We start from the raw sequence: 20034 nt of genomic DNA, 5'->3' as shown, positions 1-20034 counted from the left end.
TCGTTCCCGCATGAAAGGGGCTGCTTCGGCAGCCCCTTTTTCCATCCATCTTTCTTTCGCTATGCTTGCCGCACCATGCGCCTGCTCCTCGTAGAAGACGACCCCATGATCGGCGAGGCCGTGCAGGACCTGCTGCGCGCCGAGGGCTATGCCGTGGACTGGGTGCGCGATGGCGATGCCGCCGACACGGCCCTGCGCGCCAACGCCTATGACCTGGTGATGCTGGACCTGGGCCTGCCCAAGCGCGACGGCATCGCCGTGCTGCGCGACCTGCGCACGCGCAAGGACCGCACCCCCGTGCTGGTGGCCACCGCGCGCGACGCCGTGGCCCAGCGCATCGAGGGGCTCGACGCCGGGGCCGATGACTACGTGCTCAAGCCCTATGACCTCGATGAGCTGCTGGCCCGCATCCGCGCACTGCTGCGCCGCGCTGCCGGCCGGGCCGAGCCGGTGTACGAGCACAAGGGCGTGAGCATCAACCCCAGCACCCGCGAGGCCAGCGTCAACGGCGTTCCCGTGGTCCTCTCGGGCCGCGAATGGGCCGTGCTGGAGCCCCTGCTCGCGCGCCCGGGCCTGGTGCTGTCGCGCCAGCAGCTCGAAGACAAGCTCTACGGCTGGGGCGACGAGGTCAGCAGCAACGCGGTGGAGGTGTACATCCACGGCCTGCGCAAGAAGCTGGGGGCGGACATCCTGTTGAACGTGCGCGGGGTCGGCTACCTCGTCCCGAAAGCATGACGATGACCACAACGCAGCCCAGGTCCTGGCGCACGGCGCTGCTGCCACGCTCCCTGCGCGCGCAGCTGCTGGTCTTTCTGCTCGCGGCCATCCTGCTTGCGGGCGCGGTGCAGGGCGTGCTGGCCTACCGCAGCGCGCTGGACGAGGCCGACTCGCTGTTCGACTACCACATGCAGCAGACCGCACTGGCCCTGCGCGCCGGCCTGCCGCCCGATGCGCGTGAGCTGGGGCAGGGCCTCTCGGGCGAGGACGAGAACCACGAATTCATCGTGCAGGTGTGGACCAACGAGGGCCTGCGCATCTTTGAATCCGCCGTGGGCGCGGCGCTACCGCAGATCGCGGTGCTGGGCTTCACCAATGTGCAGGCGCGTGGCGGCACTTACCGCGTGTTCTCGTTGCAGACGCGCGCGCAGGTCATCCAGGTGGCGCAGAACATGGCAGTGCGCAGCGGTATGGCGCGCGCGCTGGCCCTGCGCACGCTGGCGCCGTTGGCGGTGATGGCGCCGCTCTTGGTGCTGGCCGTGTGGTGGGGCGTGAGCCGATCCCTCGCGCCGGTGGAGGGCGTGCGCCGCCAGCTCGCGCGCCGCCAGGCGGACGACCTCTCCCCCGTGAGCGACGAGGAACTGCCCGACGAGGTGCAGCCCCTGGTGACCGAGCTCAACCTGCTGTTCGAGCGCGTGCAGGGCGCCTTTGCCGCGCAGCAGCACTTCGTGGCCGACGCCGCGCACGAACTGCGCTCGCCCCTGGCCGCGCTGCGGCTGCAGTTGCAAGGGCTGCAGCGCGCGGGCAACGACGATGCAGCGCGCGCCGTGGCCGTGGAGCGCCTGTCCGCCGGCATCGACCGCGCCACGCGCCTGGTGGAGCAACTGCTTACCCTGGCCCGGCAAGAGGCCGCTGCCGCCAGCCCGACCGAAACAGTGGACCTGCGCGCCGTGGCCCAGCTCGCCCTGGCCGATGTGGCCCCTGCCGCGCAGGCCCGCAGCATGGACATGGGCCTGCTCGAATCCGACCCCGCCCCCGTGCCCGGCCGCCCCGAGGCCCTGCGCATGCTGGTGCGCAACCTGCTCGACAACGCCGTCAAGTACACGCCCCCCGGCGGCCAGGTGGACCTGCAGATCCAGCGCGCTGCTGATGGGGCGGTGGAGCTGGTGGTGGAAGACAGCGGCCCGGGTATCCCCCCCGAGCACCGCGAGCGCGTGATGCAGCGCTTCGTGCGCGAAACCGCCGACAGCGCCCCCGGCAGCGGCCTGGGCCTGGCCATAGTGCAGGCCATCGCCCAGGCGCATGGCGCCACCGTGGCGCTCGATGCATCGCCCCGGCTCGGCGGGTTGCGGGTGGTGGTGCGGTTTCCTGTCACCGCCACGACTCCGGTCGCATAGGCAGCACACGCGGCGGCTGCATGGCCGCACAATGCGCCTCAACATCAAGGGGGCTGCATCGTATGAACTTCATCGTGTTGGGCGCGGGCGCCATTGGCTGCTACGTCGGGGGGCGCCTTGCGGCGCAGGGCCAAAGCGTCTGCCTGGTCGGCCGCCCCCACGCCATGGAGCCCCTGGCGCGTGAAGGACTCACCGTCACCGATCTCGACGGCTACCGCGCCCATGTGCCAGCCGCGCAACTGCGTGTGGCCGGCACGTTGGCCGAGGCCGCGCCGGGCCCCGACTCCGTGATTTTGCTCTGCGTGAAAAGCGGCGCCACCGAGAGCGCCGCGCGCGAGCTGGCTGCGGCGTGCGCGCCCGGCACACCCGTCATCTCGCTGCAGAACGGCGTGGACAACGTGGCCCGCATCGCAGCGCAGGCCCCCGCCTTGAAAGCCCTGGCCGGCATGGTGCCCTACAACGTGGTGCTGCGCGGCGCCCAGGTGCACCGCGCCACGGCCGGCGCCATCCAGCTGCAGCGCGATGGCGCCACCGAGCCCGTGGCCGCAGTCTTCAACGCCGCCGGCCTGGCCACCGTGCTGCCCGATGACATCCGCGCCGTGCAATGGGGCAAGCTGCTGCTCAACCTCAACAACCCGGTCAATGCCCTGTCCAACCTGCCCCTGCGCGAGGAACTGCTCGACCGCGATTGCCGATACGTCTTCGCCGCCCTGCAGGCCGAGGCCCTGGGCGTAATGGCGCGCGCCGGTATCACCCCCGCGCAGGTCACCGCCGTGTCGCCCCAGATGCTGCCCAAGGTCATGCGCCTGCCCAACTGGCTGTTCACCCGCCTTGCCAAGCGCATGCTGCAGATCGACGCGAGCGCCCGATCCTCCATGTGGGACGACCTGGAGGCCGGGCGCGTGACCGAGATCGATGCGATCTGCGGCGCCGTGGTGCGGCTGGCTGCGCAGCATGGGGCGCAGGCGCCGCTCAGTGCGCGGATGTGTGAACTGCTCAGCGGGCCGAGGCTGCGGCTGACGGGGGTGGAGATGAAGCGGGCGGTGGGGCTGGGGTGATGCGCCCCCAGTGAGGCGGCGCTATGGCGGCGTGCCACCATCTGCCGCTGCAATCTCTTCAGCCTGCTTGCGCAGCGTATCCAGCATGCTGAAACCCATCAGCCCGCAGAACAGGGTGAAGGCCCAGAAGCCATTCATGCCCGCCTGCCGCACGCGCTCGCGCACGAGCTTGTCGGCGCGGGAATTGCTTTTAATCTTGTGCAAAAACCAATCGAGATCGGCCAATTCCTGGGCGGTGAACCTTCCTCGGTCGATGTAGTGGTGTTCAATGGCCTCCAGCGTCACTTCCGTGCTGCTCTTGTAGAGGGGTACCTGCACAAAACAGTAGGCGCTGAGGCACAGCGCCACGATAGCGAGAAATAGGTATCCAAAGGCGAATCTGCGCATCGAGAAATGGTGTGAAGAGGGTTCAGGAAGAAGACTGCGATGGACTCAAAGCAGGCCCCAGTATGCCGGCTGGATCACCTCCAAAAATCACGGTGCCGACCAGCAAGATCATCCATCCAGATTGGTTGTCGCGTACTTGACGTGGCTGTTGCGCCAGCGCCTACCTCGGTGCGGCGAGTAGCACGTGCTTGCCTGTCACGTTCCACGCCAGTTCAACGTTGTGCTGAAATCCATGGTGCCAGCCCACCCAACTTTTGACCATGCGCCCATCCCTGCTCCTTGCCGCCACGCTGCTGGCGCCATCGCTGCCCGCCCTCGCCGCGCCACCGCGCATGGACACGCTGGTTGTCGTCAGCCAGTCCGACAACGGCGTGGCGCGCGCGTGTGCGCCCGACCAGCTGTGTGTCGACATCGCTCCCTCCCAACCCGGCTGCGAAGGCCAGGCCTGCACCATCGACGTGGGGCTCCTGCAGCTGCCTGGCGGCCCGCGTGATGCGGCCCCTGCGGCCTATCGGATGGCGGGACTTGCATCCGCTGGCGACGGTGCGTCGATGGAGCTGTGGCCCAGGCTCATCCGCTTCGAGGGCGGTGTCCTGGTCGGGGTGCAAACGCGCGAGAGCACCATGTATTCCGGCGGCGGGGCCAGTGCCACCACGCTGCACCTCATCGCCTTTGTGCCGGGCCAGCCACCGGTGGAGGTGCTGAGCGTGCCCCAAAACGGCAGCGCGACGATCCGGGCGTGCTTCAGCGAGCGCCACATGAAGCAGCGCGCCGGCGCCTGCCACGACGAATACACCTTCGAGGCCACCGTGGCCCTGGCGGGCGCATCCGCCGCGGGCATGCCGGTGCTGCGCTACCGCAGCAAGGCCACCTCGTTTCCGGGGCGTGTGTCGCGGTCCAGGGACTCGCTGGCCGCGCGGCCCCTTCGCCAACGCGACCTAGTGACCGTGACCGACCCCCAATGCAGCTACCAGCGGCTGTACCGCTTCACCCCGCAGGCCGGCACCTATGTGCCCGATGCGCCGGTGCCCGACTGCTCGAACTACACCGTGCCCTGAGCGTCGGGAGGCTCATCGGGGGGTGTAGCACTTGCCCCCCGCAATCGCCGCGGTGACGGCCAGCCCCAGGCTGGTCACATCGGGGTAGGACGATGCGGCCGCACTGTCCTCCAGCAGGCACAGGTGGTTGGCCTTGCGCACCAGCACCACCGGGCGCGGCATGCTGACGGCCCTGGAGCTGTAGGTTCCCCAGTAGCCCACCAGCTCGCGGCTGGCGCTGGCTGCGCTGCGCAGGTCGGTGATCGAGAAGGCGCCGGCCAGGGGGCCCGTCATGGGGGTGCCCGGGCCGCTGCACTGTGCATTGCGGTAGCTGACCCCGCCAGCGCCTATCGACAGCGATGTCGGGGTGGCGTGGGAGACGCGCCACATGTCCGTGAGGGCGGTCCCGTCCGGCGTCACGCCGCATTGGTCGCGCTCCCATCCCCCGTCGGCCAGGGCGCCCTCGGGCACGCAGCGCACGGCCACGGTGTCCACCACGGCTCCGGTGACCGTGCCCGCGCCATTGCGCACCACACAGCCCAGCCCATCGGGCCGGGTCTTCACCGTGATGGCATAGGCCGCGCCGGCTGCCAGCGGTGTGGCAAAGGTGAAGCTGCCATCGGCCTGGACGGCCAAGTCCTCGCTGCCGTTGCGCAGCACCACCGCCTGGCCTGCGGGCACACCGCTGATGGTGCCGCCGAGCGTGTTGCGCTCGCCCGGCAGCACCACACAATCGACCAGCACCGAGGCGTTGGCCGTGGCCAGCGTGCCCGTGTTGCGCGCCGCCGTGCAGCGCTGGCCCGTGGGCTGGGTCTTGACCGTGACCGCGTAGGTGCTGCCCAGCGGCCAGCTCGCCGCCGTCTGCACGAAACCGTTGGTGCTGACGATGAAGTCGTCCGACCCATTGTTTTGCAGCACCAGGCTCTGGCCCGTGGCCAGCCCGGTCACCGAGACGCCCAGGGTCCGATAGTTCTCGCCGGGCACTGGCGGCATGGTGGTGTCGGGTCCGTCACTGCCGCCGCAGCCAGCCAGGGCCAGGGCCGCCGCCAACCCCAGCGGCGCAAGGCGCCAGGTCGTGGGGGCGGCGGGGATGGGTAAACGGCGGGCAGCGCGGGGCATGCGGCAAGCAGCAACAACGGGCATGGAAGGCTCCTCTCGAAGTGGTGGACATGTCGAATAGCGCATGGCACCTGGTTGGTATGCTTTCAGTGTGTCGCTGAATGGCCGTGCAGGCTTGTGATGGGTGTCACCGGGTCTGCCCCGGGGCGCCACCTTCAAGGTATCGAGATGTGTGCGGCGCGGCAGCGGGGGGTGGCCGCCCGAACGCGTGCATGCACCACCTCACGGCTTGTGCACCCGCGCCACCCGCAGTCGCCTGGTCCTGGCCCAATGCGATGGCGGCGAGCAGCCACGGACATCCCGCCCGCTCAGAAAATATTTGCCGGCAGCATGTCGAAGTCCGGCCCTTTCGCTCGTCGTAGAAAGGGCAGGCAGCCGCAGGGGCGCCCCACCTGCCCCCAAAATGCCATCCACCAAGGAGTCCATCCATGCCAGAGTCCAGCGCCAGCAAGAACGCCGCCCCCGCCGTCAAGGGCCCCGCCTCGTACTTCCCGTCCATCGAGGCCAAGTACGGCCAGCCCATCAGCCACTGGATGGAGGTGCTGCGCGCGGCAGGCGCGCGCAAGCACATGGAGTACGTCGCCTTGCTCAAGACCGACCACGGCATGGGCCACGGGCATGCCAATGCGCTGGTGGCGGTGTTCCTGGCGCAGGGCAGGTAGCGGGTCGGTAGGGGGCGGGCTGCCGTCGTACTCCACGATGGCATGGGTGCCCCTGCCGCTCACGTTGCACCTGCCGCCCAGTTAGGGCCTGATGCCGTCCATCTGTGCCAGGCTTCGCTCGGCAGGACAGGCACCCATTTGGGTGAGGCATGCGCATACCCGGTGGGCTGTGGCACAGTGGAAAGGCCCCTCACCACCTTTTTTGCCTGCCCATGTCGCTGGTATCCGCCCTCGCTGTGCGCACCGTTGCCTGCAGCGACAGCCGACGTCACCATCTTCCGCACCAGCCGCGCGTCGGTCGACTGTCCCGTTGCCGTGGAGTCGGGGTGGGTGCGGGCGCCAGCGTGCCCCGGCCTGCCGGCCATCACCTGGGATGAAGACTTGAATGCCACTGCCCCCTGTCCTCGACCGATTCCTCGCGGCCCAGGAGCCTGTGTACGAGCGACGCGTGCTCGCCGAACTCACGGCCGGCAAGAAGCGCTCGCACTGGATGTGGTTCGTGTTCCCCCAGTACAAGGGCCTGGGGCACAGCGAGATGGCCGCTCGCTACGCCATCCAGTCGCGCGCGGAGGCCACGTCCTACCTCGCGCACCCCGTGCTGGGCAGCCGGCTGCGCGAGTGCTGCCAACTGCTGCTGGGGCTCAGCACCAGCGCGGCCACCGAGGTTCTGGGCAGCCCCGACGACCTCAAGCTGCGCTCCAGCATGACCCTGTTCAGCGCGGTGGCGCAGGCCGGGGCGGACCCGGTGTTCGATGCCGTCCTGGCCAAGTACTTCGCCGGCGAGAAGGATGCGCGCACGCTCGAACTGCTGGACGCCTAGGCTTTTTCAGTCCCGTGCGCATGCGCGCCGTGGCGCGGCCGCCGCTGGTGGGCTGAACGGGGCCGTTGGTCAGGCGCGTGCGCGCAGCCCCCGGCCCTGCGCAGACAATGCCGACCCATCGCTACTGCATGGAGACTTTCGATGAGCTACGTGGTCCATATCTGGGAGCACCCCCAGCCCGCCAGCCTCACGGCAGCGGAGCGCGTGCACCAGTACCTCAGCGACCGGGCTTCGCCGCCGTACGCGAAGTGGCAGCAACTGCGCGAGCAGATCGAGGCGCGCATGGTGGCGCAGGGCACGCCCAGTGAGTGGATCGAGTACCCCATCGACCCCGGGCACTGCGAGCGCAGCTACGGCCTGGATTTCCACGGTCCCGAGAACTACCAGGAGGTGGTGGTGCAAAGCGCCACCGAACTCGGCTTCAGCGTCTACGACGACCAGGCGGCGCGGCTGTACCTGCCCTTCGGCTATGTGCTCACCTTCGACGGCCTCACGCGCTTTGACCGGGGCGACCGGGGCCTTGCGCCGCCCCGCATCGGCGCCGCAGACCGCGACGCCGTGATGGCGCGGTGCGAGGCGGCGTGGCGGCCGCGCTTCGAGGCCCTGGGGTTCAGTTTTCACCGCGGCGAGCCCGTTCACTCTGAAATCCCGCTGCTGGCCGAGCGCGTGGTGCCGATCGGCAAGCAGACCATCGCCATCAGCTTCCTGGACTTCAAGGAAGGCCTGTCGTTCGAGGTGATCGCGGCCATCGTGCCCGACCTGCCCCCGGCCGCGTTCGAGACCTGCGGCGGCGCCCGGCGCATGCAGGTGCGCGGCCGCGAGTACCGCGGCATCGCCGCCTTCATGGTCGACCATGGGCGCGGTCCGGAGTGGACGAGCATGGGCGGCTCCCTGCGCAGTGCCGAGTACGTGGACCGGCTGATCCCGGGGCTGTTCGAATACCTGGACAACGAGATCCTGCCCACGCTGCAGGCCTGCACCACGGTCGAAAGCATCTTGCACGCCGCCACCCACTCCGACGAAGGGCCCGGCGAACTGCTGCCCAGCCGGCTGCCCCTGGCCCTGGCCTGGCTGCAGGGCGACAGCGCGCTGGAAAATTTCTACGCGCAGTACGAGCAGGTGCTTTCGCACTGGGACAAGGACTGGGCGCGCGAGGCCTGCGATGCCCTGCGCGCTTTGCCGCGCGGCGCGGGGTAGATGGCCGGCGAACTGCGCCCAATCGAACTTGTGCGGGCCAGGAATCCCATCGTTCGCCTTGGCGGACTTGGTGTCCACCCATGCCTCCAATTCCTTGTGCGCCCGCTCTGCGCTCCGGTAGTTGGACTTGCATGCATGGAGCCATTGCGGCGTCACGTCAACGCCCGAGCCCCAGGCAGCGCTGATGAATCTGAAGAATCCCTGCAGCGAGGCTTCACTGGCCTTGCCGCGAAGAAGGGTGCTCGCCTCGATGTTCGCGGAGAAGGCCGACCTGCGAGAGGTCCGCCCGTGGAACCTCTTCAGGCTTCACCAGGTGCCGCCGTTGCATGAAGCAGGGAGTGCGCGGCGAGGCAGCCAGGGTGAGGATCGATAGCGCTCACCAAGCGGCTAGACTGTCGCGGCCGGCCAGCACGGGCCCCGGGATAGCACCATGGAAAAGTTCATCAAAAGGGTTCGCAAGGACATCGCCGCCTTTGGCTGCTCCGTTATCGCCGTTGGGGACGAAGACCCGCCTTTCGCCTATACCGTGGGGCTGTGGTCGCGCTTCAAGCACCCTGAACTCATTTTGTTCGGTTTGCCCACAGAGCTCACTGCGGACATTCTGAACGCCATCGCCGCGAAAATTGAGGCGGGAGCCGAGTTCAAGGTGTTCAGCCAGCTTCACGACGTGGGCGGAAAGTTCGGGCTGCACGTCAAACCCCTGCATGGCGTGCACCTGGACCGCTACTTCGGCTTTGGGCTGAGGTTCCACGGGCAGGAGTTCCCCATTGCCCAGGTGGTCTGGCCCGATCGGGCGGGGCGGTTTCCCGAAGAGCCTGGCCATGACCGGTCCTACGCGGCCCTGCAGCCCGTGCTGTCGGGCGCGCCCCATGTCCCTGACCAGGACGCATGATTCAGCAGGGCATGGCTTGCGGCTGGAGCAGCGCGATGTCCGATATCGGGTTTGCTTTCGCGCACGATGCGGCCTGCGAGCAACGGGTGCGGCGCACGCGCCCCCTGGAAAACTGGATAGAGGGCGTATCACCTCCGGTTCTGCGCGATGCGATGCGATGCCATGCGATGCCGCGCCATCGCCGTGACATTCCCCCATGTACACGCGGCACACCAGAAACGCACCCGGCGACTTCTACGTGGAGGATGGCTGTTGCACCAGTTGCGAGATACCATTCGCAGAGGCGCCTGGGCACTTCGAATACGCTGCAGATGGGCACTGCTTTGTCTGCAAGCAGCCCTCCACACCCGAAGAAGCAGACCTCATGGTCAGCGCGGCCTGGGCGTCTGAGGTGAGCTGTATTCGCTATGCAGGCAATGACCCGGAAATTCTGAAGAAATTCATCGCCGTGAAGGAGCAAGGTCTGTGCGACGTACTGCAACAAAAGACGGAGCCCGAAGCGCCACAGGACATGCCGGAGCGCAAGGCGGGCCCCCGCAAGGTGTGGTGGGCGGTGTGGCGCCGCTGATGCGGCAGGCCGCATGCAGCGGTCCGCGCCGATGATGAACGCACTCCTTGCCACCCTCCAGGCGCTCGAGGTGGAACTGCACCACCCCGGCGTGCGCTGCGATGCCCAGCGCCTGGCGCAACTGCTGCACACCGATTTCCATGAAGTGGGTCGCTCGGGCCGGCAGTATGACCGGGCCACCGTCGTGCGCTTTCTGGGCGAGCAGGTGGCGCCTCCCCCGGTCCTCTCGGACCACTTCGCGGTGCAAGCACTGGGGCCGGGCATCGCCTTGCTGACCTACCGCTCGGCGCTTCGTCGGCCAGATGCCACGCTCGAAAACCATACCCTGCGCTCTTCGGTCTGGGTGCAGCAGGATGCCCTGTGGCAGCTCCTCTACCACCAGGGCACGCCCGCTGCCGAGCTCTGGTAGGCGACCAGCCGGCACGCCGTGGCGACCCGCTGATGCGCTGAACGCCGAGCGCGCCGCCTACGCCGGCCCACCATCCCCCAACGGCACCTGCAAGCCCGCCTTCAAGCACCCCAGCGACACCGACGTGCGAAACCGCCGCACGTTGTCATCGCCCTCGAACAGGCGGCGCGTGAGGGCCTCGTAGTCGGCCATCGACGCCACCGTCACCACCAGCAGGTAATCGGCCTCGCCGGTCACGCAGTAGCACTGCTGCACGGCAGCCTCGGTGGCGATGCGCGCGCGCAGCGGGGCGGTGCGGTCGGGGCGCTCGTTCTCCAGGTGCACCTCGACCATGATGGTCAGGGGCAGGCCCACCTTCTCGGGGTCGATCACGGCCACGTTGGCGCGGATCACGCCGGTCTGCTCCAGCCGCTGGATGCGCCGCTGCACCGCCGGCGCCGACAGGTGCACGGCCTGAGCGATGGCGCGTTGGGGCGTGGTGTTGTCGCGCTGCAGGATGTCGAGGATGGCCAGGTCGAAGGCGTCGAGGGCAGGGGCTGCGGGCATGGCGGTCTGATCCTCGGTAAGGGCAGGCGGGGGTTTTTGGTATGCGGGCGAGCGAAAATTGCGTGGCGCGGACGAATTTCGAGCCAAAAGCACGCCACACTCGCACTATATTTTCAGCCATGTTCTCCTCCCTGTTGCACCGCTACCAGCGCTTCGTTCCCTTCCTGGCCGTGCTCGGCGCCGTCACGGCCCTTGGCATCGGCACCTCGTGGGCCAAGCACTACCTGTTTCCGCTGGTGGGCGCGCAGGGCACCACGGCCGTGCGCGTGGGCTTCTCGGCGCTGCTCTTGCTGCTGCTGTGGCGGCCCTGGCGTTGGCAGCTGTCGCGCACCGACCTGCGCGCCACCATGCTCTACGGCGCCATGCTGGGCGCCACCAACCTCACCTTCTACATGTCGCTGCGCACGCTGCCCTTCGGGCTGGCCGTGGCCATCGAGTTCTCGGGCCCGCTGCTCATGGCCGTGCTGTCCTCGCGCCGCGCCATCGATTTTGTCTGGGTGGCCCTGGCCGTGGTGGGCCTGGGCATGCTGCTGCCGCTGGGCATGAACGGCAGCACCCTCGACCCCACGGGCGTGGCCTACGCAATGGCGGCCGCCACCTTCTGGGCGCTGTACATCGTGTTCGGCAAGCGCGTGGGGCATCTGCACGCGGGGCATTCCGTCTCGCTGGGCCTGTTGGCCGCGGCCGTGGTGGTGGTGCCCGTGGGCGTGGTGCATGCCGGCACCGCGCTGCTGTCGCCGTATGTGCTGCTGGTGGGCCTGGGGGTGGCGGCGGTCTCCAGCGCCATCCCCATCTCGCTGGAGATGATGGCCCTCAAGCGCCTGCCCAAGGAGGCCTTCGGCATCATGATCAGCATGGAGCCCGCCGTGGCCGCTCTGCTGGCCCTGCTGCTGCTGGGCGAGGTGCTCACGTTCAACCAGTGGCTGGCCATCGCGCTGATCATGTCGGCGTCGATGGGGACGGCGATGACGGCGCGAAGGCCCGCGCAGAGCAAGGCGGGGGCGCAGGAAGCCGTTGCCACCTGAGGCGCGAGCGGCCAACCATGCAAGGCCTCATGGCTTTGCATCACGCCCCCGGCCGTGGGCCGCGACAATGGTGCAATGATCTCCCATGTGCTCCTGATCCTGGGCCTGCTGTTCCCGCTTCTCAGCTGGCTCAGCCTGGCATCCGGCAACTGAACAGGCCTGGAGGGCAAGATGAAGCTCCATCAATATTTTGTCTGGCTGTTGCTGCTTTTCCCGGTGCAAGCATTTGCTACGCGGGAGCGCCAGTCTTTGGAGGCATTTGATAGGGAGTCCTTGGTAGTTAAGGCGATCTATTTCAATAAATCCAGGGGATATTCATATGCCGTAGTAAGGGATCCTGGTGGCTATATCCATCGGGCTTATAGAGGGGACTACCTCGGAAAAGATTTCGGCCGGATCGTTGAAATCTCCAGGAAAAAAGGGGTTCGCGCCCTGGAGGCTGTGCAGGACGCAGATGGCGAGTGGGTGCAGCGCGAAGTCTGGATTCCTTTTGAGAAGCGGTTAGGTAGCGCTCATGATGTCGCCGGCCGCGACCATGCTGCAATGATCTCCCACGCGCTCCTGATCCTGGGCCTGCTGTTCCCGCTGATCAGCTGGCTCACCCTGGCGGGCAGTTGGTGGACGGCGCGGCGCTCCGGTGGCCATTCCTCGCCGGTGTTGGTGCCCTTCGTCGGCCCGCTGGTGCTGACCTGGTGGCTTTGGCAGCAGGGGGCCCAGGGATGGGTGTTTGCCCTGCCGTGGGTGCTCGATATCGGAACCGTGATGTTCCTTTGCGTGCTGCCCCGGCTGGTGGCCGCGGAATGGCGAACGAGCCGTTTTACGTGCGTCTTGGCATTGACGGGATCGCAGGTCGTGGCGCAGGTCCGCATCTCGCTGCACTCCGGCGGGCACTACCACTTGAAAAAGCGGTGGACCCGGGCCCCAGGTGAACTGGGGACGATCGCGCTGAGTGAGTCAGGGACCTATGTCCAAGGTGCGGCGGGCTCGCTGGAGTTGCGCTGCCATGCGGGCAAGGTCAGGCGGTTGGCGCTGGACGCAGACCACGGGTACCTGGTGTCCGACCCGGGCGATCCAGGTGATTGGAGCCTGGACGGCTGGCGGCTGCAGGCCAGCGAAGCGCGCAGCCTGTGAGCACTGCCGGCGGCGCTTGGGGGCGGGGATGGCGGCAACGCTGGGCAGGCGTCCATAGCGCCCCCGCATCACTCCACCACCAGCAACACCTTGCCAATGGCCTGCCGGCCCTCCAGCGCGCGGTGGGCCTGTGCGCCGTCGCGCAGGGCAAAGCGCTGGGCGATGTGCAACTGCAGCTCGCCCGCCCCGATGGCCTCGAAGAGCTGCGCCGCGCGCGAACGGCGCTCCTGCGCGCTGGTGAGAACGTTCCACAGGTCGCCGCCCACCAGCGCCAGCGAGCGGTCCATCAGCAGGCGCGGGTCCACCGGCGCCGGGTCGCCCGCCGCCATGCCGTAGAACACGATGGTGCCGCCGGTGCGCGCAGCGGCCAGGCTGTCGGGCAGCGTGGTGCCCACCGAGTCGTACACCACGTCCGCCCCGCGCCCGCCAGTGATCGCCTGCACCGCCTGCAGCCAGCCCTCGGTGGGTATGACGGCCACTGCATCCACGCTGCCGCCGGCGTCCGCGCCCAGCACCTCGCGCACCGCCTGGCGCTTGGCCTCGGTCGATGCGATGGCGACAACCCGCGCGCCCAGGCCGCGCAGCATCTGCGCGAGCAGCAGCCCTACGCCGCCCGCCGCTGCATGCACCACGGCCCAGTCCCCTGGGCGAACCGCATAGCTGTCACGGCACAGGTACTGCGCCGTCAGGCCCTGCAGCAGGCTGCCCGCGGCCGTCTCGAACGAGATCGCGTCGGGCAGGGGTATCAACCGGTCGACATCCACCGCGCACAGCTCGGCATTGGCGAACGGGCTGTCGGCAAAGCCCACCCGCTGCCCGGGCTGCAAGCCGCTGCCCGGCGGCGCGCTGATCACCTCGCCCGCGCCCTCGTAGCCCAGCACCCATGGCGGCGACCCGGCGAGGTGGTAATTGCCCTTGCGCCGGTACACATCGGCAAAGTTCAGCCCCACGGCCCGCATGCGCACCAGCGCCTGGCCGGGCGCCGGGGTCGGCTCGGGCACCACTTCATGGCGCAGGACGTCGGCATCGCCGAACTGGTGGAAGACGAGTGCGTACATGGCGGGGCCTTTCTGTGGCGGGCGGACGGGGGAATGGCAACGAAGCGAATTTTTCTCCTGCCATGGGCTGGGGGCAGCCCACCGGGCACCGCTGTGGCATGGCGGGCCGTGGCATGTGAAGGCAGTCAGGTTAGCACCGGCAGGCCGGTGCAGCGAGGAGCTTGGGCTGCATTCAGTCGGTAGAAAAACTGCTGGCTTGGCGGGGGTGGCGCCAGCAATAAGATGGGTATATATTGAACTTAATGGTTCAGTATTCGGATGCCCACCTCGATGCCGCCTTTGCTGCGCTGGCCGACTCCACCCGGCGTGGCGTGCTGCAGCAGCTCGGGCGCGCCGATGCGTCCATCACCGAGCTGGCCGCCAAGTTCGGCATGACCCTCACGGGGATGAAAAAGCACATCGGCGTGCTGGAGCAGGCCGGGCTGGTCACCACGCAGAAGCTCGGGCGTGTGCGCCACTGCCAGTTGGGCCCGCACCCGCTGGAGGCGCAGGCGCTGTGGATCGAGCAGCACCGCCAGCTCTGGCATGCCCGCTTCGACGCGCTGGACCAGGTGGTCGAGGAATTGCAACACCAGGAGAAAACCGATGGACGCAGGAAACACAACTAGCCAGCCCGCCTCTCCGCAGCACCGCCTGTCGGTGGAGCGCAAGTCCGAGCGTGAACTGGTCGTCACGCGCACCATCCAGGCCCCGCCGCGCACAGTGTTCAAGGCCTGGACCGATGCCACGCTGTTCCAGCGCTGGTGGGTGCCCCAATCCTTTGGCCTGGTGCTGCTGTCCTGCGAGCTTGACGTTCGTGTGGGCGGCAGCTACCGCCTGGTGTTCAGCCACCCCGACGCGCCGCAGGGCATGGCCTTCCACGGCCGCTACCTGAAAGTGGCACCGCCCTCGCGCCTGGCCTGGACCAATGACGAAGCCGGCGGCAGCGGCCAGGTCACCACCGTCACCTTCGAGGAACAGCCAGCGGGGCACACGCTGCTCGTCGTGCACGACCTCTACCCTTCCAAGGAAGCGCTCGACGCCGAGATCGCCGCCGGCAGCACGGGCTGGAACGACGAGACATTCGACCAGCTTGACGCGCTGGTGGGCAGCATGGGGTGAGGTCGAAAGGCCGGCAGGGCAGGCAGGTCCTGCGGGGTGCTTGCCGAAGGCAGAACCCTGCCGCTTCACCAGCCGCTGCCGGAAAAGCGAACAGCAAGGCCAGCAAGCGGCGCGGCAGGCCGACAGCCAGGCGGTGAAATCCACAGGCCAAAAAGACCTGGGCCGGCAATGCGCAATGTGCAAATATCCGCTCGGGCAAAGACGGCAGGGATCCTTGTCCAGACCAACAAGCCTGTAGAGTCAATATCCATGAAATCTCTCTCGTCAGTGCTTGAGCTTCAGTTCTATATCGGATTCTTTGGAACGCTGGCACTGATGCCGGTGTTGTATGGTGTGCAAGCCATCTGGGGTGTCTTCGATGATTCGGGATCTCCTGTCTGGGTGGACCTGATCATGGTTCTTGTGGCACCACTGATATGTGGTATCTCATCTTCCTTGACGGGTATGGCCGCCTATCCGGTGCTGCAGCAGCTGCAGCGCCGAGGCATCGTCAAAGACATTCTGTAGGCGTGCCCCATCAGCGGCAAAGTGCCGGCATGCCGAATGCGACTTCGGCGTGGTCGAGCCCCGGCGCTTGTACATTGGCCCGTCCAACGAGTCTGGTCGCAGCCCCCTCCCTACCTAGGTCTGCAACGGCGAAGGCATCAGGCTGTGGCTGAACGCCAATCCGTATTGGCTGAAAGCCGACGCCTCTTCACCGCCCTCCACCCGCCCCTGTTCATTCCTTGATATTGACGCTCTGCACCACCTTCTGGTTGCGGGCGTACTCGGCCTGCACGAAGCGGGCAAGGTCCTGGGCCGAGCCGCTGCCCGGCAGCGCGCCCTGTTCCTGCAGCTTGGTGCGGACTTCGGGCGTGTTGAGCACCGCGTTGAGCTCCTGGTTCAGGCGCGCGACGATGGGCGCGGGCGTTTGCGCGGGGGCGAACAGGCCGGTCCAGGCCACCGGGGCGTAGCCTTTGAGGCCGGGCATTTCGTCGAAGGTGGGCACGTTGGGCAGCGATTCGAGGCGCTTGGTGCCGGTCACGCCCAGGGCCTTGAGCTTGCCGCTTTGCACATAGCCGGGCATCGCGCCGGCGCTGATGAGCATGGCGGTGTCGACCTGCTCGCCGATCACGTCGGTGGCGATCTGCGCCGCGCCGCGGTAGGGAATGTGGGTGACGAAGATCCCGCTGCGCTGCTTGAGCAGTTCCATGGACAGGTGCAGCACCGTGCCCACACCCGAGGTGGCATAGCTGGTCTTGCCGGGCGAGGCCTTGGCGAGCTTGACGAAGTCGGCATAGCTCGCCACGCCCAGGCCGGGCCGCGCCACCAGCACCATGGGGGCCGTGTTCACCATGCCCACGGCCACCAGGTCCTTGAGCGGATCGAACTTGTACGCGGCGGGGTTGACCAGCTTGCCGATCGCAATCGTGCTGTCGGGCGCGGCCACGATGGTGTAGCCGTCGGGCGACGCCGCCGCCGCCTTGGCCACTCCGATCGCGCCGCCGGCACCGCTCACGTTCTCGATCACCACCGACTGCTTCAGGCGCTCCGCCAGCCGCGTGGCCACCAGGCGCGCCACAAAATCAACGCTGCCGCCGGCGGAGTACGGAACGATCAGCGTGATGGGCTTGGCGGCAGGCCAGGCCGGTGCCTGGGCTTGCGCATGCGCCGTGCCCATGGCAAGCAGGGGCAGGGTGGCGAGCAAAGGGGCAAGGTATCGCATGGTGTTGGTCTTTCGGGGTCGGGTGGCTGTGCGGGGTCGTCAGGCCAGGCCGTGCGCGGCACGCAGCGCATCGAACTGTGCGCTCCATTCGCTCGCCCAGCGGCGGCGCTGCGTGTCGTCGATCCAGGCGCCGTCCAGGCCGTTGTGCATGAAGCCGCGCAAGTCGTCCAGGCCAAAGCCGAAGTCGCGCGCCATCTTCAGCCAGGCCCCGGTCGGCGTGACCTGGTGCAGGGTCGGGTCGTCGGTGTTGGGGTGGATGCGCAGGCCCAGTGCCGGCATGTGCCGGATGGGGTGGTCCAGTGCCCAGCGCTCGGGCGCCAGCGTGCGCAGGTAGTAGGAGTTGGTGGGCACCACGGTGAAGACCACGCCGCGCTCGGCGCACTCACGTGCGAACGCCGGGTTGTCGACGACCGTGTAGCCGTGGTCGATGCGGTCGACCTGGAGCACGTCGAGCGCGGTGCGCACATTGGTCCAGGGCATGCCGAACTCGCCGGCGTGGGCGGTGGTCTTGAGGCCCGCGCGCTGTGCGTCGCGGTAGGCCTGCAGAAACAGCTCGGGCGGCCGGTCGTTCTCGCGGTAGTCGATGCCGATGCCGATCACCTCGTCGCAGCGGTGCGCCGCCACCCACTGCACCATCTCCACCGCGGCCTCGGGCGAGGCCTCGCGGTCCACCGCCGCAATCAGCCTGCCGGCGATGCCGAACTGCTGCTCGGCATCGCGAATGGCGCGCACGATGGCGCCTTGCGCCAGCGGGTAGGCGATGCCCGAGGCGTGCACGGTGCCGGTCGGGTTCCAGAAGAACTCGGCATGGCGCACCGCGTGGGCCGCCGCGTCCTCCAGGTATTCGATGGTCAGCTGGTACAGGTCATCGGCCGTGCGCACCAGGCGCGCGTCAAGCGCGCGCAGCACGCGCAGCACGCCCACGGGCTTGTCGCCGCGCGTGTAGAAGCTCTCGACCTCCTCATCGGCCAGCGGCGAGCCGGCCCGGCGGTTCAGCGCGGCAAAGGTCGCATGGCGCACCGTGCCGAACAGGTGGCAGTGCAGTTCCACCTTCGGCATGGCGCGCAGGAAGGCCTCCAGGGGCGCATCGGCGGGGGCGGGGTTCGGGCTCATGCGGAAAGTTTAGGCAAGCCCCGCAGATAAGGAAAATTTCAAATATCTATATATTCATTCATCGGATCTATAACCGTCGAGGGAGAACCAGGCCATGGGCACCACCGCACTCCATGCGCTCACGCTGCGGCAACTGCGCTTTTTTTCCGTGCTGGTCGAAGAGGGGCAGTTCGGCCGGGCGGCGCGCCGGCTGTCCATCACCCAGCCGGCCCTGAGCAATGCCATCAAGCAGATGGAGCGGCTGGTGGGCGCCGAGCTGCTCACGCGCTCCACGCACCAGCTACAGCTCACGCCGCTGGGCGCCGAAATCCTGGCGCGCACCGACTTCGTGGTGCACACGGTGGACAGCGCCCTGAAGGACATCGACAACACCGTGCAGCGCGGGCGGGCGCTGGTGCGCATTGGCGTCATTCCGTCGGCCAGCGCGCGCGTGGTGGCAGCGGTGGGTGAGTTCCTGCAAGAAGAAGACCAACAACAAAGAGCTGGGGCGCCGGCGCAGCGCAGCCGCATGGACCTGGCCTGGCGCGACGCCCCCTCCACCACGCTGCTGGCCGAGGTGCGCAGCGGGCAGCTCGACCTGGCCATCGCCGCCATCACCGAGCCCCCGGGCAGCCTGGTGTGCACCGACCTGTTCCGCGACCCGCTGGTGCTGGTGCTGCGCCGCGACCATGCGCTGGCCCAGGCCAACAAGCCGGTCGCCTGGCAGGACATCGGGCACGAGCGGCTGGCGCTGTTTGAAAGCGGCAGCATGCCGGCGCTGGGCGAATCGGCCCGCGCGCAGTTCGCGCAGCATGCCGAGCCCCACCGCGTGAGCTATGCCGAAACGCTGTACGCCCTGGCCCGCGGCGGCATGGCGCTGGGCCTGATGCCGCGGCTGTACACCGCCGCGCTGCGCGACCCGGATCTGGTCGTGCTGCCGCTGGTCACGCCACACATCGAGCGGCGCGTGGTGCTGGTGTACCAGCCGGGCCCCATGCGCAGCGAGGTGGTGCAGGCGCTGCGGGCGTTCTTGCAGCAGCGCTTTGCCGCCGCTCCTGCGCCCAACAAGCCGGCGCGCCGGGCGAAGCGCACGCAGTGACTGCGGTGGCCCCGCGCCGCTGGAGGAAGAAGAAAGAAAAAAAGTGTTTCTTTCCGGGCGCTTCCTGTCGATCTGGCGGATCCTCGTTCGTCGAATGCTTAGAACGTGTTTGCGATCTTTTCAGGGCCCCGAAAAGATCGCAAACACGTTCTTACGGGGTGCCCATGGCGGGTACGCCGCATGGTCGTCAACCCAACAGGAGTCAAGACATGTCCTACATCGATGGTTTCGTGATCGCCGTCCCCACCGCCAACAAGCAGAAGTTCATCGAGCACGCGCGCCAGCTCGACCCGATCTTCATCGAACTGGGCGCCATCCGCGTGATCGAGGGCTGGGGCGATGACGTCCCCGACGGCAAGGTCACCGACTTCCGCCGCGCAGTGCAGGCCACGGCCGAGGAGACGGTGGCCTTCTCATGGGTCGAGTGGCCGGACAAGGCCACGCGCGACGCGGGCATGAAGAAGATGATGGAAGACCCGCGCATGGACCCTTCCACCCCCAGCAACCCGCCCATGCCCTTCGACGGCAAGCGCATGATCTTCGGCGGTTTTGAGCCGGTGGTGGAAGTGAAGGCTTGACCAGGGTGTGGGATAGTCTGTCGCCGGGACCGTTGCGCACCCCGCCGCCCCGAGATCCGAAGCCCATGACCGCCGACTCCCACGCCAGCAGCAATACCCCCACCGCCCCGCCCCTACAGGGCCTGCCCTCCCTGAAGGCGCTGCACGCCTTCGAGGCCGCTGCGCGGCACCTGAACTTTCGGCTGGCGGCTGAGGAGCTCGATGTGACGCAAGGCGCCGTGGCGCAGCAGGTGCGCGCGCTGGAGGCCGAGCTCGGTATTCGCCTGTTCGAGCGGCGCGCGCGCGGCCTGGCACCCACCGAGGCGGGTGCCACCTACGCGCTGCGCGTACGCCGCGCGCTCGAAGAGATCGCCGACGCCACGCGCCAGCTGCGCCCGGGCGAGCGGCAGGTCACCATCAGCGTGGCGCCCACGCTGGCCGCCAAGTGGCTGCTGCC

At 68.0% G+C, this 20034-nt stretch carries 24 protein-coding genes; 18 read left to right on the top strand and 6 right to left on the bottom strand.

The features are described from left to right. Window positions 1–75 precede the first annotated feature (75 nt). The 3 genes from PMI14_RS09050 to PMI14_RS09040 all read left to right on the top strand — a co-directional run bounded on the left by PMI14_RS09050 (window position 76) and on the right by PMI14_RS09040 (window position 3172). A complete protein-coding gene (locus PMI14_RS09050; RefSeq protein WP_007853042.1) occupies window positions 76–735 on the top strand; it encodes a response regulator transcription factor in 660 nt (219 codons plus the stop codon). Beyond that, a complete protein-coding gene (locus PMI14_RS09045) occupies window positions 732–2114 on the top strand; it encodes an ATP-binding protein (protein ID WP_007853040.1) in 1383 nt (460 codons plus the stop codon). Before PMI14_RS09050 ends, PMI14_RS09045 begins: the two co-directional genes overlap by 4 nt. A 62-nt stretch (window positions 2115–2176) precedes the next feature. Next, on the top strand, window positions 2177–3172 hold the full coding sequence (locus PMI14_RS09040) for a 2-dehydropantoate 2-reductase (protein ID WP_007853038.1): 996 nt from the start codon (window positions 2177–2179) through the stop codon (window positions 3170–3172). A 21-nt stretch (window positions 3173–3193) separates the two neighbouring features. Here PMI14_RS09040 and PMI14_RS09035 read toward each other — a convergent pair whose 3' ends face one another. Continuing rightward, on the bottom strand, window positions 3194–3559 hold the full coding sequence (locus tag PMI14_RS09035; RefSeq protein WP_007853036.1) for a hypothetical protein: 366 nt from the start codon (window positions 3557–3559) through the stop codon (window positions 3194–3196). A gap of 260 nt (window positions 3560–3819) precedes the next feature. Here PMI14_RS09035 and PMI14_RS33455 point away from each other — a divergent pair, with 260 nt between their 5' ends. Further along, a complete protein-coding gene (locus tag PMI14_RS33455) occupies window positions 3820–4617 on the top strand; it encodes a hypothetical protein (RefSeq protein ID WP_007853034.1) in 798 nt (265 codons plus the stop codon). Between the two features lie 12 nt (window positions 4618–4629). Here the strand turns inward: PMI14_RS33455 and PMI14_RS09025 are convergent, their stop codons facing one another. Then, window positions 4630–5739 (bottom strand): hypothetical protein, encoded by a 1110-nt coding sequence (locus PMI14_RS09025; RefSeq protein WP_007853032.1) that lies wholly within the window; start codon window positions 5737–5739, stop codon window positions 4630–4632. Window positions 5740–6143: 404 nt separating this feature from the next. On the opposite strand from PMI14_RS09025, the gene PMI14_RS09020 reads away from it, so the two are divergent. The 6 genes from PMI14_RS09020 (at window position 6144) to PMI14_RS08995 (ending at window position 10263) form a co-directional block, all read left to right on the top strand. Beyond that, entirely contained in the window at window positions 6144–6377 is a 234-nt protein-coding gene (locus tag PMI14_RS09020; protein ID WP_007853031.1) for a DUF4287 domain-containing protein, read from the top strand. A 385-nt stretch (window positions 6378–6762) separates the two neighbouring features. Then, entirely contained in the window at window positions 6763–7197 is a 435-nt protein-coding gene (locus PMI14_RS09015; protein WP_007853028.1) for a DUF1810 domain-containing protein, read from the top strand. A gap of 141 nt (window positions 7198–7338) precedes the next feature. After that, the gene (locus tag PMI14_RS09010) at window positions 7339–8394 is read left to right on the top strand and encodes a hypothetical protein (RefSeq protein ID WP_007853026.1); all 1056 of its coding nucleotides are present in this window, start codon (window positions 7339–7341) and stop codon (window positions 8392–8394) included. Between the two features lie 430 nt (window positions 8395–8824). Then, window positions 8825–9286 carry a DUF4262 domain-containing protein gene (locus PMI14_RS09005; protein WP_007853024.1) on the top strand — a complete coding sequence of 154 codons (462 nt, stop codon included), beginning with the start codon at window positions 8825–8827 and terminating at the stop codon, window positions 9284–9286. 364 nt (window positions 9287–9650) lie between these two features. After that, on the top strand, window positions 9651–9854 hold the full coding sequence (locus PMI14_RS35270) for a hypothetical protein (RefSeq protein ID WP_162137118.1): 204 nt from the start codon (window positions 9651–9653) through the stop codon (window positions 9852–9854). A 34-nt stretch (window positions 9855–9888) separates the two neighbouring features. Then, the gene (locus tag PMI14_RS08995; RefSeq protein WP_238541821.1) at window positions 9889–10263 is read left to right on the top strand and encodes a DUF4440 domain-containing protein; all 375 of its coding nucleotides are present in this window, start codon (window positions 9889–9891) and stop codon (window positions 10261–10263) included. A gap of 57 nt (window positions 10264–10320) precedes the next feature. On the opposite strand, the gene PMI14_RS08990 is transcribed toward PMI14_RS08995, so the two are convergent. Further along, window positions 10321–10809, bottom strand: a complete 489-nt coding sequence (locus tag PMI14_RS08990) for an Lrp/AsnC family transcriptional regulator (protein ID WP_007853014.1) — start codon at window positions 10807–10809, stop codon at window positions 10321–10323. Between the two features lie 119 nt (window positions 10810–10928). Here PMI14_RS08990 and PMI14_RS08985 point away from each other — a divergent pair, with 119 nt between their 5' ends. Both PMI14_RS08985 and PMI14_RS34155 read left to right on the top strand, forming a co-directional pair. Next, window positions 10929–11834, top strand: a complete 906-nt coding sequence (locus PMI14_RS08985; protein ID WP_007852997.1) for a DMT family transporter — start codon at window positions 10929–10931, stop codon at window positions 11832–11834. A gap of 171 nt (window positions 11835–12005) precedes the next feature. After that, window positions 12006–12965 carry a pilus assembly protein PilP gene (locus PMI14_RS34155; protein WP_007852994.1) on the top strand — a complete coding sequence of 320 codons (960 nt, stop codon included), beginning with the start codon at window positions 12006–12008 and terminating at the stop codon, window positions 12963–12965. A 68-nt stretch (window positions 12966–13033) separates the two neighbouring features. Here PMI14_RS34155 and PMI14_RS08975 read toward each other — a convergent pair whose 3' ends face one another. Continuing rightward, window positions 13034–14023: a quinone oxidoreductase gene (locus PMI14_RS08975; RefSeq protein WP_007852990.1), complete on the bottom strand. Its 990-nt coding sequence runs from the start codon at window positions 14021–14023 to the stop codon at window positions 13034–13036. 242 nt (window positions 14024–14265) lie between these two features. On the opposite strand from PMI14_RS08975, the gene PMI14_RS08970 reads away from it, so the two are divergent. From PMI14_RS08970 to PMI14_RS08960, 3 genes are all read left to right on the top strand, one after another. Then, window positions 14266–14631, top strand: a complete 366-nt coding sequence (locus PMI14_RS08970; protein ID WP_007852988.1) for a helix-turn-helix transcriptional regulator — start codon at window positions 14266–14268, stop codon at window positions 14629–14631. Beyond that, a complete protein-coding gene (locus PMI14_RS08965) occupies window positions 14609–15124 on the top strand; it encodes an SRPBCC domain-containing protein (RefSeq protein WP_007852982.1) in 516 nt (171 codons plus the stop codon). Before PMI14_RS08970 ends, PMI14_RS08965 begins: the two co-directional genes overlap by 23 nt. A gap of 249 nt (window positions 15125–15373) precedes the next feature. Then, window positions 15374–15631: a hypothetical protein gene (locus PMI14_RS08960; protein WP_007852980.1), complete on the top strand. Its 258-nt coding sequence runs from the start codon at window positions 15374–15376 to the stop codon at window positions 15629–15631. 211 nt (window positions 15632–15842) lie between these two features. Here the strand turns inward: PMI14_RS08960 and PMI14_RS08955 are convergent, their stop codons facing one another. Together PMI14_RS08955 and PMI14_RS08950 are read right to left on the bottom strand one after the other, a co-directional pair. Then, the gene (locus tag PMI14_RS08955) at window positions 15843–16829 is read right to left on the bottom strand and encodes a tripartite tricarboxylate transporter substrate binding protein (RefSeq protein WP_007852979.1); all 987 of its coding nucleotides are present in this window, start codon (window positions 16827–16829) and stop codon (window positions 15843–15845) included. 39 nt (window positions 16830–16868) lie between these two features. After that, entirely contained in the window at window positions 16869–17942 is a 1074-nt protein-coding gene (locus PMI14_RS08950; protein ID WP_007852976.1) for an adenosine deaminase, read from the bottom strand. Window positions 17943–18036: 94 nt separating this feature from the next. On the opposite strand from PMI14_RS08950, the gene PMI14_RS08945 reads away from it, so the two are divergent. From PMI14_RS08945 to PMI14_RS08935, 3 genes are all read left to right on the top strand, one after another. Continuing rightward, entirely contained in the window at window positions 18037–19020 is a 984-nt protein-coding gene (locus PMI14_RS08945; RefSeq protein WP_007852973.1) for a LysR family transcriptional regulator, read from the top strand. A gap of 209 nt (window positions 19021–19229) precedes the next feature. Continuing rightward, on the top strand, window positions 19230–19598 hold the full coding sequence (locus PMI14_RS08940; RefSeq protein WP_007852970.1) for a DUF1428 domain-containing protein: 369 nt from the start codon (window positions 19230–19232) through the stop codon (window positions 19596–19598). A gap of 65 nt (window positions 19599–19663) precedes the next feature. Next, window positions 19664–20034, top strand: a 371-nt coding sequence (locus tag PMI14_RS08935) for a LysR family transcriptional regulator (RefSeq protein ID WP_007852968.1), incomplete at its 3' end; no start/stop codon positions are given.

The organism is Acidovorax sp. CF316, assembly GCF_000276605.1.
GTDB lineage: Bacteria > Pseudomonadota > Gammaproteobacteria > Burkholderiales > Burkholderiaceae_C > Acidovorax.
The sequence above is the reverse complement of the archived record's forward strand: the minus strand, read 5'-3'. Positions and strand labels throughout refer to the sequence as shown.